The organism is Pantoea pleuroti, from assembly GCF_014156615.1.
In the GTDB taxonomy this organism is placed as follows: Bacteria; Pseudomonadota; Gammaproteobacteria; order Enterobacterales; family Enterobacteriaceae; genus Pantoea; species Pantoea agglomerans.
Map to the genome: position 1 here is coordinate 328,345 of NZ_SBFD01000006.1, position 13,450 is coordinate 341,794.

At 55.7% G+C, this 13,450-nt stretch carries 13 protein-coding genes and 1 other RNA gene; 10 read left to right on the top strand and 4 right to left on the bottom strand.

Annotated features, from left to right (window positions below; genetic code table 11):
• Nucleotides 1-78 precede the first annotated feature (78 nt).
• The 4 genes from fbaA to EPG66_RS16220 all read left to right on the top strand — a co-directional run bounded on the left by fbaA (nt 79) and on the right by EPG66_RS16220 (nt 3,846).
• A complete protein-coding gene (fbaA, locus tag EPG66_RS16205; protein WP_182687524.1) occupies nt 79-1,158 on the top strand; it encodes a class II fructose-bisphosphate aldolase in 1,080 nt (359 codons plus the stop codon).
• A 192-nt stretch (nt 1,159-1,350) separates the two neighbouring features.
• The gene (gene mscS, locus EPG66_RS16210; protein ID WP_031592556.1) at nt 1,351-2,232 is read left to right on the top strand and encodes a small-conductance mechanosensitive channel MscS; all 882 of its coding nucleotides are present in this window, start codon (nt 1,351-1,353) and stop codon (nt 2,230-2,232) included.
• Between the two features lie 124 nt (nt 2,233-2,356).
• Entirely contained in the window at nt 2,357-2,980 is a 624-nt protein-coding gene (gene argO, locus EPG66_RS16215; protein ID WP_010671062.1) for an arginine exporter ArgO, read from the top strand.
• Nucleotides 2,981-3,123: 143 nt separating this feature from the next.
• Nucleotides 3,124-3,846, top strand: coding sequence for an oxidative stress defense protein (locus EPG66_RS16220; RefSeq protein ID WP_182687526.1), 723 nt, complete (start codon nt 3,124-3,126; stop codon nt 3,844-3,846).
• A 141-nt stretch (nt 3,847-3,987) separates the two neighbouring features.
• On the opposite strand, the gene EPG66_RS16225 is transcribed toward EPG66_RS16220, so the two are convergent.
• Nucleotides 3,988-4,893 carry a LysR family transcriptional regulator ArgP gene (locus EPG66_RS16225; RefSeq protein WP_010248822.1) on the bottom strand — a complete coding sequence of 302 codons (906 nt, stop codon included), beginning with the start codon at nt 4,891-4,893 and terminating at the stop codon, nt 3,988-3,990.
• Nucleotides 4,894-5,075: 182 nt separating this feature from the next.
• On the opposite strand from EPG66_RS16225, the gene rpiA reads away from it, so the two are divergent.
• Together rpiA and serA are read left to right on the top strand one after the other, a co-directional pair.
• Entirely contained in the window at nt 5,076-5,735 is a 660-nt protein-coding gene (gene rpiA, locus EPG66_RS16230; RefSeq protein WP_010248819.1) for a ribose-5-phosphate isomerase RpiA, read from the top strand.
• A 279-nt stretch (nt 5,736-6,014) separates the two neighbouring features.
• The gene (serA, locus tag EPG66_RS16235) at nt 6,015-7,253 is read left to right on the top strand and encodes a phosphoglycerate dehydrogenase (protein ID WP_182687528.1); all 1,239 of its coding nucleotides are present in this window, start codon (nt 6,015-6,017) and stop codon (nt 7,251-7,253) included.
• A 344-nt stretch (nt 7,254-7,597) separates the two neighbouring features.
• Here the strand turns inward: serA and EPG66_RS16240 are convergent, their stop codons facing one another.
• The 3 genes from EPG66_RS16240 to zapA all read right to left on the bottom strand — a co-directional run bounded on the left by EPG66_RS16240 (nt 7,598) and on the right by zapA (nt 8,835).
• Nucleotides 7,598-8,191: a 5-formyltetrahydrofolate cyclo-ligase gene (locus EPG66_RS16240; RefSeq protein WP_039389205.1), complete on the bottom strand. Its 594-nt coding sequence runs from the start codon at nt 8,189-8,191 to the stop codon at nt 7,598-7,600.
• Nucleotides 8,192-8,283: 92 nt separating this feature from the next.
• A non-coding RNA gene (gene ssrS, locus EPG66_RS16245) (6S RNA) lies at nt 8,284-8,466 on the bottom strand.
• Between the two features lie 39 nt (nt 8,467-8,505).
• Nucleotides 8,506-8,835 (bottom strand): cell division protein ZapA, encoded by a 330-nt coding sequence (zapA, locus tag EPG66_RS16250; protein WP_008925677.1) that lies wholly within the window; start codon nt 8,833-8,835, stop codon nt 8,506-8,508.
• A gap of 170 nt (nt 8,836-9,005) precedes the next feature.
• Here zapA and EPG66_RS16255 point away from each other — a divergent pair, with 170 nt between their 5' ends.
• Genes EPG66_RS16255 through ubiI form a run of 4 tightly spaced genes read left to right on the top strand, consistent with a single transcriptional unit; the run spans nt 9,006 to nt 13,344 of the window.
• Complete coding sequence (locus EPG66_RS16255; RefSeq protein WP_022623836.1) at nt 9,006-9,584, top strand: YecA/YgfB family protein; 579 nt, start codon at nt 9,006-9,008, stop codon at nt 9,582-9,584.
• A gap of 46 nt (nt 9,585-9,630) precedes the next feature.
• A complete protein-coding gene (gene pepP, locus EPG66_RS16260) occupies nt 9,631-10,953 on the top strand; it encodes a Xaa-Pro aminopeptidase (RefSeq protein WP_109652169.1) in 1,323 nt (440 codons plus the stop codon).
• Nucleotides 10,950-12,128, top strand: coding sequence for a 2-octaprenyl-6-methoxyphenyl hydroxylase (gene ubiH / locus EPG66_RS16265; RefSeq protein ID WP_115758950.1), 1,179 nt, complete (start codon nt 10,950-10,952; stop codon nt 12,126-12,128). The genes pepP and ubiH overlap by 4 nt, the downstream gene beginning before the upstream one ends.
• A gap of 13 nt (nt 12,129-12,141) precedes the next feature.
• Nucleotides 12,142-13,344, top strand: a complete 1,203-nt coding sequence (gene ubiI, locus EPG66_RS16270; RefSeq protein ID WP_010671056.1) for an FAD-dependent 2-octaprenylphenol hydroxylase — start codon at nt 12,142-12,144, stop codon at nt 13,342-13,344.
• Nucleotides 13,345-13,450: the final 106 nt, after the last annotated feature.

The following is a 13,450-nucleotide window of genomic DNA, read 5'->3' on the forward strand; positions in this document are numbered from 1 at the left end:
CGCCTGAAGTCTTGCCCGTCTGGGCGTTTAAATCGACGTTCCTCAAGGGGAACAACGGTCACGAAACAGGACACAATCATGTCTAAAATTTTTGATTTCGTAAAACCCGGCGTTGTCACTGGTGATGACGTACAGAAGATCTTCAAAGTTGCGAAAGAGAACAAATTCGCACTGCCAGCCGTAAACTGCGTCGGCACTGACTCCATCAATGCGGCACTGGAAGCAGCGGCGAAAGTTAAAGCGCCAATCATCATCCAGTTCTCTAACGGCGGTGCTGCATTTATCGCGGGTAAAGGCTTCAAGACTGACAAACCACAGGGCGCGGCAATTTTCGGCGCTATCGCGGGTGCGCACCATGTCCACCTGATGGCTGAGCAGTATGGCGTGCCGGTTATCCTGCACACTGACCACTGTGCCAAGAAACTGCTGCCATGGATCGACGGTCTGCTGGACGCAGGTGAAGAGTACTTCCAGAAAAACGGTAAGCCACTTTTCTCTTCTCACATGATCGATCTGTCAGAAGAGTCACTGGAAGAGAACATCGAGATCAGCAGCAAATATCTGGCACGCATGGCGAAACTCGACATGACGCTGGAAATCGAACTGGGCTGCACCGGTGGTGAAGAAGATGGCGTTGATAACAGCCACATGGACGCATCTGCACTCTATACCCAGCCAGAAGATGTGAACTACGCGTACGAAAAACTGAATGCTATCAGCCCGCGCTTCACCATTGCGGCCTCATTCGGTAACGTTCACGGCGTTTACAAGCCAGGCAACGTGAAACTGACTCCGACCATTCTGCGCGATTCGCAGAAATATGTGTGTGAAAAACATGGCCTGCCGCACAACGCGCTGGACTTCGTTTTCCACGGCGGTTCAGGTTCTTCTGCTGCAGAAATCGAAGAGTCTATCAGCTACGGCGTGATCAAGATGAACATCGATACCGATACCCAATGGGCAACCTGGGACGGCATCCTGCAGTACTACAAAAAGAGCGAAGGCTATCTGCAGTCGCAGCTGGGTAACCCGGAAGGCGCTGACAAGCCAAACAAAAAATACTACGACCCACGCGTCTGGCTGCGTTCAGCCCAGGCCTCTATGGTGGTGCGTCTTGAGCAGGCTTTCAAAGAGCTTAACGCTGTCGACGTGCTGTAACTGAAGAGTCGTTACCGTACAAAAAAGGCCCGGAAGGGCCTTTTTTTTGACCTTTTTTCGCCAGAATGGCGTCAAAGGTCATGCAGGTTTGGCACGCCGCCATTTATTGTTTACCCTTTTGTCAGGGATTGTCAGAGCGGTTCTGACAATGTGGTGTCATTTCCCTTGGGAATTTAATTACAGGATGGTTACATGCAGGATACGGGTATGCTCGGTGAACTCAATAACGCGGGAAACTGGATAGTACGTAATCAGGAGCTTCTGATTAGCTATGCGGTAAACATTGTCGCAGCCATTGCGATTATCGTTGTGGGGATGATGATTGCACGCATCATCTCCAACACCGCTAATCGTCTGCTGCAGGCACGCCACATTGATACGACCGTTGCTGACTTTTTGTCGGCGCTGGTGCGCTACGGCATTATCGCATTCACACTGATCGCGGCACTTGGGCGCATCGGGGTACAGACAACCTCGGTCATCGCCATCCTCGGTGCGGCCGGTCTGGCTGTGGGTCTGGCATTAAAAGATTCGCTGTCAAACCTTGCTGCGGGCGTGCTGCTGGTGATTTTCCGTCACTTCCGTGCCGGTGAGTTTGTTGATCTGGGCGGTATCATGGGTACGGTAATGAACGTACAGATCTTCTCTACCACGCTCAAGTCAGCCGACGGCAAGCGAGTGGTGGTGCCTAACGGTAAAATCATCGCCGGAAACATCATCAACTTCTCGCGTGAGCCGGTACGCCGCAATGAATTTATCATTGGCGTCTCTTACGATGCGGATGTTGATCAGGTTCTGACGCTGCTGCGTGAAGTGGTCGACGCCGACAGTCGTGTGTTACAGGATAAAGGCGTGCAGGTCGGTCTGAATGAGCTGGCGGCTTCTTCAATGAACTTTGTGGTGCGTTGCTGGAGCAACAGCGGCGACCTGCAGGACGTTTACTGGGATCTGCTGAAGAACTTTAAACGTGCGCTGGATGGAAAAGGGATTGGTATTCCTTATCCGCAGATGGATGTGCATCTGCACCGTGTCAGACAGTCCGACGCAACTACGCCAGAGACTCAGCCACAGTAATCTTTCAGTGGGCGGCTTCCGTCGCCCATTCATTTTGCTAATCGCAGATTAATTCTTTCAATTTCCGCTAATCATCCTCTCTCTTTATACTTCTCCTCCTCTAACGATGTGAGGAACTAATCCTGTGTTATCTCTCTATTTTCAGGGACTTGCCCTGGGCGCCGCGCTGATTCTGCCGCTGGGGCCGCAGAACGCTTTTGTGATGAATCAGGGCGTGAAGCGTCAGTATCATCTGATGACGGCGGCCCTCTGCTCGCTGAGCGATATTCTGCTGATTTGCGGTGGGATCTTTGGCGGCAGCGCCTTGCTGAGCCAGTCTCCACTGCTGCTGATGGTGATCACCTGGGCGGGTGTAGCCTTTCTGTTGTGGTATGGCTGGGGCGCACTGCGTAGCGCTTTTCGCGGCGACGCCGATCTGGCGGATGGTGAGCCATTAAAGCAGAGCAGGGGACGCATTATCGCGACGCTGCTGGCAGTGACCTGGCTCAATCCGCACGTTTATCTCGATACCTTTGTGGTGCTGGGCAGTCTTGGCGGTCAGTTGCCGACCACCACCGCGCGTCAGTGGTTTGCGCTGGGCACCATCAGCGCGTCTATCCTGTGGTTCTTTGGTCTGGCGCTGCTGGCCGCCTGGCTGTCACCACGCCTGCGCACCGCCAAAGCCCAGCGTATCATTAACCTGCTGGTGGGCGCGGTGATGTGGTTTATCGCCCTGCAGCTGGCGCGCCAGGGCATTGCCGGATTTTGATCCCAACGTCAATCCGATGCGGTTATTGCCGCGCGAAGGCCGAACTTTTGCCATAATGACCACTCAAAGCATGGCGCATACCGATGCGCTGTTGGGCTTCGCCGGTTGGAAGCCGTCATAGTACCTTTTCAAGGAGGACTTTCATGAAACTGAAAGCATTGGCTCTGGCCGCAATCATGAGCGCCGGGGCATTGCCTGGCGTACACGCTGATGAGTTACCGAACGGGCCACACGTGGTGACCTCAGGCAAGGCAACGGTCGATGCCCGTCCCGATATCGCCACGCTCTCTATCGTGGTGAACGTGTCGTCAAAAGATGCCGCAGATGCGAAAAAGCAGGCGGATAACCGGGTTGCACAATATTTCGATTTTCTGCAGAAAAACGGCATTGAGAAGAAAGATATTGATGCGGCAAACCTGAGCACCCAGCCAGAGTACGATTACACCAAAGAGGGTAAATCCGTCCTGAAAGGCTACCGTGCGGTGCGTCAGGTGCAGGTAACCCTGCGTCAGCTGGACAAGCTGAATGATCTGCTGGACGGGGCGCTGAAGTCCGGTCTGAATGAGGTGCGTAGCGTCGAGTTAGGCGTGGCAAATCCGGAGAGCTACAAAGAGCAGGCGCGTAAAGCAGCCATTAAAAATGCGACTCAGCAGGCATCACAGCTGGCTGAAGGCTTTAACGCGAAGCTGGGATCGATCTACAGCATTCGTTATCAGGTCGCTAACTATCAGCCAATGCCGATGAACCGTATGTATAAAGCGGCTGCAGCGGCAGATACCTCGGCGCAGGAGACCTACGATCAGCAGAGCATTAACTTTGACGATCAGGTTGATGTGGTGTTTGAGATCAAGCCCAATACGCCATAGTGCAAAACGGGGCTGATGCCCCGTTAAGACTGCCGATGAATCTCAGGATCTGACCTTGTTCCCTGAGCCAATCCATCCTTACAGCTGTTCGGGGCATAATTTGTCAGCAGTAAAAACGGGGCTTTCGCCCCGTTTTTGTTTTCAGGCTGCGACGTCATCCTGACGCAGCACCCGATGTCCATGCGCAATCAGCGCATCGGTCACCCGACGCATTAACCGGCTTTCCGGTGCAAAACGATGCCAGTAGAGCATCCGGCGCTGACACAAGCCTGGCGTCAGATCAATTAACTCACCGCTCGCCAGCTCACGCTCAATCTGCAGATGCGGGATCATACAGCAGGTCGAACCCTGTCGCGCCATCTGCACAAAGGCTTCAGAGGAGTTCACGATGTGGCAGGGCACACTGCCCGGTGAGAGATCAAAGTTCTGTTGCAGGAAGGCCTGATGCATATCATCAAGATGGTCAAACGCCACCGCAGGCGCTTTCAGCAGAGCAGAGCGGGTGACGCCGTTAGGGAAGAAGCGATCGGCAAAGTCGCGCGACGCCACAAACAGGTAGTCGAGGGCGCCGAGCTGATCCACCAGGCAACTGGGCAGCGGCTGCGGCTGAATACTCACCGCACCCACCACTTCACCACGACGCAGACGCTCCTGGGTGCGGGTTTCATCTTCGACCTGCAGATTCAGGCGTACGGGTGAATCTGCCAGCACATCTTTCAGCGCAGGCAGCAGCCAGGTCGCCAGACTGTCGGCATTGACCGCCAGCGACAGCAGCAGCGGCGTGGTGCCACTGTTCTCATCGCCCAGCCACTCCTCTTCCAGCAGTTCCACCTGGTGCAGCAATGCCAGCAGTTTCTGACCCTGTTCGGTCGGACGTGGTGGCACGGTGCGCACCAGCAGCGGCTGGCCAAACAGATTCTCCAGCTGCTTGATACGCTGTGAAACCGCTGACTGGGTGATACATAATTTTTGAGCGGCACGCTCAAATCCGCGTTCGCGGATCACTGAATCCAGCGCCTGAAGCGTTCGATAATCCGGGCGTTTCATTATTCTTCTCTCTCCTTCAGGATGGATGTCACTATGCCACAAAAGTATCACCTGTGATGGCTCTCTTGTTTTTTGTGGGCTGGCTTCCAAAGCGATAAATCCACGTCGGTCAGCCGAGCATTTTCAGCAAGCCTTGTTTTATACTACGCGCACTTCGTTGTCGCACAGGTTTTAAACATACCATGACCCAGGATGAACTGAAAAAAGCCGTTGGCTGGGCTGCACTTGAGTACGTGCAGCCGGGCACCGTTGTTGGTGTGGGTACCGGATCCACCGCTGCCCACTTTATCGATGCGCTTGCCACGGTCAGGCATCAGATTGAAGGTGCCGTCTCCAGCTCGGATGCCTCAACCCAGAAGCTGAAGAGCCTGGGTATTCAGGTGTTCGACCTGAACGAGATTGACCTGCTGTCGGTGTACGTCGATGGCGCGGATGAGATCAACCCACAGATGCAGATGATCAAAGGCGGCGGCGCAGCGCTGACGCGCGAAAAGATCGTGGCCGCCGTGGCTGAAACCTTTATCTGTATCGCTGACGCTTCAAAAGAGGTCGATGTGCTGGGCCGTTTCCCGCTCCCGGTCGAGGTGATCCCAATGGCGCGCAGTTACGTGGCGCGTCAGCTGGTGAAAATGGGCGGCTTGCCTGAGTATCGTCAGAACGTGGTCACCGATAACGGCAACATTATTCTCGATGTGCATAATCTGCGCATTCTCGATCCCATTGAACTGGAAAAAACCATCAACGCCTTGCCAGGTGTCGTTACCGTGGGCCTTTTTGCCGCGCGCGGTGCCGATATTGCGCTAATTGGCGGGCCTGATGGCGTGAAAACCATCAAAAAATGATCTGTCCGGCGTCGATTCGGCGTCGGTTATTTCTGCCCGCAAATCATCTTTTCTCGCTGTGGTGAAATTTGGTGACTTATGTCACATAACCGTCATCCGCAGCGGGTTCGTTCTCTCTTCCAGGCTGACCTCCTTATTTTGTCCGGCAATGTGCTGTCGTCAGCCGCTGCCGTGCTGGCGGCCGGGCAATCGTTTGTATTGCCCGACGCGATTTTTTTGATATTTTGACAGAAGGCTGGCTTATGGTAGTCCTCATTGAATGCTGAATAGGATCGGGAAATGGCAAAGGTATCACTGGAAAAAGATAAGATTAAGTTCCTGCTGGTGGAAGGTGTCCATCAGAGCGCGCTGGAGAACCTGCGGGCTGCAGGCTATACCAACATCGAATTCCATAAGGGCGCACTGGATTCCGACACGTTAAAAGCATCGATCCGTGATGCACACTTTATTGGTATCCGTTCCCGCTCCCAGCTCACTGAAGAGATTTTTGCGGCGGCTGAAAAGCTGGTCGCCGTTGGCTGTTTCTGTATCGGTACCAACCAGGTTGATCTGCAGGCGGCTGCCAGCCGGGGTATTCCCGTGTTCAATGCGCCGTTCTCAAATACCCGCTCGGTTGCGGAGCTGGTGATTGGTGAGATGCTGTTGATGCTGCGTGGCATCCCGGAAGCGAATGCGAAAGCACACCGTGGCATCTGGAATAAGATTGCCAAAGGCTCATTTGAAGCGCGTGGCAAAAAACTGGGTATTATCGGTTACGGCCATATCGGAATGCAGCTGGGCGTGCTGGCAGAAAGCCTGGGTATGCATGTTTTCTTCTACGACATTGAAAACAAGCTGCCGCTGGGTAATGCCACGCAGGTACGCCATCTGGCCGATCTCCTCAACATGAGCGACGTTGTCAGCCTGCACGTGCCGGAAACCGTCTCTACACAGGATATGATTGGTGCAGAGCAGCTGGCGCAGATGAAGCCTGGCGCGCTGCTGATTAACGCCTCACGCGGTACCGTAGTAGATATTCCGGCACTGTGCGATGCGCTGGCCAGCAAACAGGTGGGTGGCGCAGCCATCGACGTCTTCCCGAGCGAGCCAGCAACCAACAGCGAGCCGTTTATCTCTCCACTGAGTGAGTTCGACAACGTGATCCTGACGCCGCACATTGGCGGATCGACGGAAGAAGCGCAGGAGAACATCGGCATTGAAGTGGCGGGCAAGCTGGCGAAATACTCCGATAACGGCTCGACTCTCTCGGCTGTTAACTTCCCCGAAGTGTCACTGCCGATTCACGGTATCAGCGCCAGTCGTCTGCTGCATATCCATGAGAACCGCCCTGGCGTGCTGACGGCCATCAACCAGATTTTTGCCGAGCAGGGCATCAACATCGCTGCCCAGTATCTGCAAACTTCGCCGTTTATGGGCTATGTGGTGATCGACATTGATGCAGAGCCGGAAGTGGCCGAGAACGCGCTGCAGCTGATGAAGGCGATTCCGGGTACCATCCGCGCTCGTCTGCTTTACTAAGCGCTACCAACCTGAACAGGCGCTTAGTCGCGTCTCTTCAGGTAGTTAATACAGGCTGTCCCGATTTGCTGTAAGACCGAGACTGCGAAGAGAACACGGTCAGATCGGAAAGACGCAAAAGCCGCCATCCATGGCATGCCCGGCCCGCGCGATTACGCACATCATCCCTGAGGTGCGCCCGTAACCGGGCCAACGCGTGGCGTTGTTCAAAAACGCTCCCGGCGTTTTTATCCGGGCGGCGGGACGCTTTCCTCTTATGACCATGTTCCCTGCGCGTTGAGCTATTTCATTGCAGCCAGATGCGCCCGGATGTGGGTTTTCACTTGTCTGCAAAAGCGACTCTTCTACTCCCACTGCCAGAGTTTTGACGGCGTCATTACCGCCGGCAAAGGCACATCCCATTCTGCCACCGGCAGGCTATCGACCTGCTGACAATCGTGTGCCAGGCCCACCGGCAAAAAACCGTGCTGCCGCCAGTTCTGCAGGGTGCGATCGTAGAAGCCGCCGCCCATCCCCAGACGCTGCCCATGCTGATCAAACGCCACCAGCGGCACCATCATCAGATCCAGTTGATCAAGGGTGATCAACTGCCGGATATCCAGCGGCGGTTCAGGAATGCGCAGCTTATTTTTGAGCAATGGGGTATCGGGCGAGTAGCGCAGAAACAACAAATTACCGGGAGAGAAGGGGTGTAAAACCGGCAGACAGACTGTTTTCTTCAGATGCCAGAGGCGGGCAATCAGCGGACGGGTATTGAGTTCGCCATCCACCGACAGAAACAGGGCAATATTGCGCGCTTCGGTCACCGGGGCGTAGTTGAGCGCATGTTCAGCGAGCTGCTCAGCGGCCTGCGTTTGCTGCTCATCGGTAAGTGCCCGTCGCAGATGTCGCACATGCTGGCGAATCGCCTGACGCTGGGTCATTGAAGGTTCAGACATGGAAGGTTCAGACATGATTTCCCCGCCGGATAAGTCGCTGTTGAGCGACTATAACATGTCAGTCAGGGGAAAAAAGCAGGACTACAGGAAGAGAGATCTCCGAGATGCCGCCGTAGGCTGTAACCCTTGAACCCTTGGTTCAAGGTGAACATGCCGTCATAACCATCAGGCTTCTCGGACGAACCGAGCATGCACACAGGTTACGAGCGTCACATTCTGTTTTTTCGAAATATCGGCTCAGGGGACTGGCCCACATGCAAACATCTCAGAGAAAATTTACCTCACCGTTACTTAAGTATAGCAACCATGAAGTTTTATTCGAACTTCGCACCCTCACGCTCAGAGATGCGACCCTGCTCAACTAATGCCTGTTCAATCGTCTGCTGCAACATACGGATACGCTGTTCCATATTAGCAGCATAATCGCGCGTTTTCACTTTCTCTTGCGCCAGCTCGTGGCAGACGTTTAACGCGGCGATGAACACCAGTTGTTCTGTATTGGTGACTCTAGTGCGAACTTTTAGATCTTGCAACCGTTGATTGAGATCTTCAGCCGCGCTATTGAGCGCATCTTGCTGCTCTGGCGGACAATTTACTCTCAACGAACGACCAAAAATTTGTAAATCTACCGGTTGTGCAGACATGCCACCTTCCTGACTGATTACTTCGCTCGCAACTCCCTTAGCAGTCAATGGCTTGGGAGGCGGGCAACTATATAGACCCACGAAATAAGATACAACCCCTTTTCTGGAAACCTTGAGGCAGCTAGTGGTAGCATAACACGAACTTATTCTGCCAACGACGATGAAAACTTATGTCCTTACAGAACGCAACCCCCGATTATAACGCGCTCGCGGCGGTGCTCTCACAGCAGGGCGTTGGAATGACGCCCGCGGAAATGCATGGCCTGCTGAGCGGGATCCTCTGCGGTGGTAACCAGGACACCAGCTGGAAGACGCTGGTACACGATCTGGCTAACGAAGGCATGGCGTTTTCACACACTCTTGCCGTGCCGCTGGCGGAGCTACACGAGCATACGGCGACTACGCTGGAAGATGAAGGCTTCCTGTTTCAGTTGCTGCTGCCTGCTGACGACGACATCACCGTCTTTGACCGTGCCGACGCGCTGGCGGGCTGGGTTAACCATTTTCTGCTCGGCCTGGGCGTAACACAGCCTAAACTGGATAAAGTCACCGGCGAAACCGGCGAAGCAATCGATGATCTGCGCACTATCGCACAGCTCGGTTACGAAGAAGATGAAGACCAGGAGGAGCTGGAGCAGTCGCTGGAGGAGGTGATTGAGTATGTACGTGTCGCCGCACTGCTGTGCCACGATACGTTCACCCGCCCGCAGCCAACCGCGCCAGAAGTGCAAAAACCGACGCTACACTAATTTCAGGTCAACGAGTTTAACCGGTCAGTTTACAGGGAGTGCAGAGATGATTTCACTGGAACGATTCCTGCAGCGTCGTCAGGCGCTGCTGGCGAAGATGGTGCCTGGCAGCGCAGCGTTAATCTTTGCTGCGCCAGAAGTGATGCGCAGTAATGACACCGAATATCCGTTCCGCCAGAGCAGCGACTTCTGGTATTTCACCGGTTTTAACGAACCGCAGGCGTTGCTGGTGCTGATCAAAAGCGATGAGAATCATAACCACAGCGTGTTGTTTAACCGCGTGCGCGATCCTGCGGCGGAAACCTGGTCTGGCCGTCGCCTGGGTCAGGAGGCCGCACCCGACAAACTGGGCGTCGATCGCGCTTTACCCTGGAATGATATTGGTGACCAGCTGCACCTGCTGCTGAATGGCCTGGATGTGGTTTACCATGCGCAGGGCGAATATGCCCACGCGGACACACTGGTGTTCAGCGCGCTGGATAAGCTACGTCGCGGCTTCCGCCAGCATCTTAGTGCACCCGATACCCTCACTGACTGGCGTCCCTGGGTGCATGAGATGCGCCTGTTTAAAGATGCGGATGAGATTGAACTGTTACGTCGCGCCGGGAAAATCAGTGCACTGGCGCATACCCGCGCCATGCAAACCTGCCGGCCAGGCCTGTTCGAGTATCAGCTCGAAGGGGAAATTCAACACGAATTTAACCGTCACGGCGCGCGTTTTCCCTCCTATAACACCATTGTGGGTGCCGGAGTTAACGGCTGCATTCTGCACTACACCGAAAACGAAAGCGAAATGCGCGACGGCGATCTGGTGCTGATCGATGCAGGCTGTGAGTTCCACGGCTATGCAGGCGATATCACCCGCACCTTCCCGGTTAACGGTAAATTCAGCCCGGCGCAGCGCGCGATTTATGACATCGTGCTGGCTTGCCTCAACCGCTCGCTTGAACTGTTCCGGCCGGGCATCAGCATTCGTGAAGTGAATGATGAAGTGGTGCGTATCATGGTCACCGGGCTGGTGGAGCTGGGCATTCTGGAGGGCGACGTCGATACGCTTATCGCCGAGGAAGTCCATCGTCAGTTCTATATGCATGGCCTGGGCCACTGGCTGGGGCTGGATGTTCACGATGTCGGCCACTACGGCACCCCGAGCCGCGACCGCGTACTGGAACCGGGCATGGTGTTAACCGTCGAGCCGGGTCTTTATATCGCACCGGATGCCGACGTGCCCGTGCAGTATCGCGGCATTGGTATCCGAATCGAAGATGACATTGTGATCACTGAAGATGGCATTGAAAATCTCACCGACAGCGTCGTGAAAGAGGCGGATGAGATTGAAGCATTGATGGCGGCGGCAAAACAGGCATGACGATTCTGATTGCCGGTGGCGGCATGACCGGGGCGACGCTGGCGCTGGCGATCTCCCATCTGACCCAGGGCACACTGCCGGTAACGCTGATTGAAAGCAGCGAGCCCGGCAGCCGGGCGCATCCCGGTTTCGACGGCCGCGCTATTGCGCTCTCTGCCGGTACCTGCCAGCAGCTTGCGGACATCAATCTGTGGCAGCACATCGCCCGTTGTGCCACGCCGATTACCGACATTCATGTCTCCGATCGCGGTCACGCCGGTTTTGTGTCGCTGGCGGCGGCTGACTACGCTATTCCGGCGCTGGGACAGGTTGTCGAGCTGTTTGACGTCGGTCAGCGTCTGTTTGCTGAGCTGAAAAAAGCACCCGGTGTAACGCTGCGCTGTCCGGCTCGTGTTACCCAGGCTAACCGCCGTGAGCAGCAGGTTGAGGTGACGCTGGACAGTGGCGAACAACTCAGCGGCAAACTGCTGGTGGCGGCGGATGGCACGCGATCTGCGCTGGCGGCTTCGTGCGGCATTCAGTGGCAAAGAGACGACTATCAACAGCTTGCCGTGATTGCCAATGTTTCCACCGCGCTGCCTCATCAGGGCCGGGCATTTGAACGTTTTACCGAAAATGGCCCGCTGGCGCTGTTGCCGATGTCCGGCAATCGCCTGTCGCTGGTCTGGTGTCATCCGGTTTCGCAGCGTGAACGCATTGAGCAGTGGAGCGAGGCCGAATTCCTCAGCCAGCTGCAGCGTGCCTTTGGCTGGCGGCTGGGTAAATTCACCCACACCGGCCAGCGTGAGTATTACCCGCTGGCGCTGCACCGGGCGATGTCGCCAGTGACGCATCGCGTGGCGGTGGTGGGCAATGCGGCGCAGACGCTGCATCCGATTGCCGGGCAGGGCTTCAACCTGGGTCTGCGCGATGTGATGTCGCTGGCTGAAACGCTGGCAGCCGCCCATCGGCAGCAGCAGGACCCCGGCAGCTATGCGGTGCTGCATCATTATCAGCAGCGTCGTCAGCCCGACCGCGCCGCCACCATCGGTATCACCGACGGACTGGTTCGCATCTTTGCGAATCGCTATGGCCCGCTGGTGGCAGGACGTAACCTGGGCCTGCTGGCGATGGATCATCTGCCGTGGTTAAGAAATCAACTGGCTGAGCGCACGCTTGGCTGGGTTAAGCGTTAATAAAGAGGCTCAGATGCAAACTTTTGATGTGGTGATTGCCGGTGGCGGTATGGTGGGACTGGCGGTGGCCTGCGGCTTGCAGGGCAGCGGACTGCGCATCGCCGTACTGGAAAAATCACCGGAGCCACCGCTGGCGCTGAGTGCGTCACCGTCAGTTCGCGTGTCGGCAATCAATGCCGCCAGCGAACGGCTGCTGCAGAAGCTGGATGTCTGGTCGACCATTCTCTCGCTGCGCGCCAGCGCTTATCACGGCATGGAAGTGTGGGATAAGGACAGTTTCGGCTCCATCGCCTTTGATGATGAGCAGCAGGGCCTGTCGCATCTGGGCCATATCATCGAAAATCCGGTGATCCACAATGCGCTCTGGCAACGTGCCAGCGCCTGCAGCGACGTGACGATAATGGCACCCTCGCAGTTACAGCAGGTCGCGTTTGGTGACAACGAAGCCTTTGTTACCCTGCAGGATGGCAGCATGTTAAGTGCGCGATTAATGATTGCCGCTGACGGCGCTAACTCCTGGCTGCGCAACAAAGCCGATATCCCGCTGACCTTCTGGGATTACGATCACCATGCGTTAGTGGCTAATGTCCGCACTGAGAAGCCGCACGATGCGGTGGCGCGCCAGGTGTTCCACGGCGACGGCATTCTGGCTTTCCTGCCGATGCAGGATCCGCATCTCAGTTCCATCGTCTGGTCGCTCTCGCCACAGGAAGCGAGCCGTCTGGAAACCATGCCTGAAGCGCTGTTCAATCAGCAGCTCTCGGTGGCGTTTGATATGCGGCTCGGCCTGTGCCAGCTGGAAAGCGAGCGCAAATCGTTTCCGCTGGTGGCGCGCTATGCCCGCAATTTCGCGGCACACCGTCTGGCGCTGGTGGGCGATGCGGCTCACACCATTCATCCGCTGGCGGGTCAGGGCGTTAACCTTGGCTTCATGGATGCCGCCGAGCTGATCGGTGAGATTCGCCGCCTGCATCAGCAGGGCAAAGATATTGGTCAGCACCTCTATCTGCGACGCTATGAGCGCAGCCGTAAGCACAGCGCCGCGATGATGCTGGCGGGAATGCAGGGCTTCCGTGAAATGTTCGCAGGCAATAATCCGGCGAAAAAATTGCTGCGCGACGTGGGTCTGAAACTGGCTGATCGCCTGCCGGGTGTTAAACCCATGATGCTGAAGCAGGCGATGGGCCTGAATGATCTGCCCGCCTGGCTACGCTAAATTCGCTTTTCTGTTAAGCCAGCTTTTGCTGTATTGCTGAGCGGTTAAGATTAGATTTGTAAAGGCTGTCACGGTCAAACGTGGCAGCTTTTTTTATGGGCGAGCG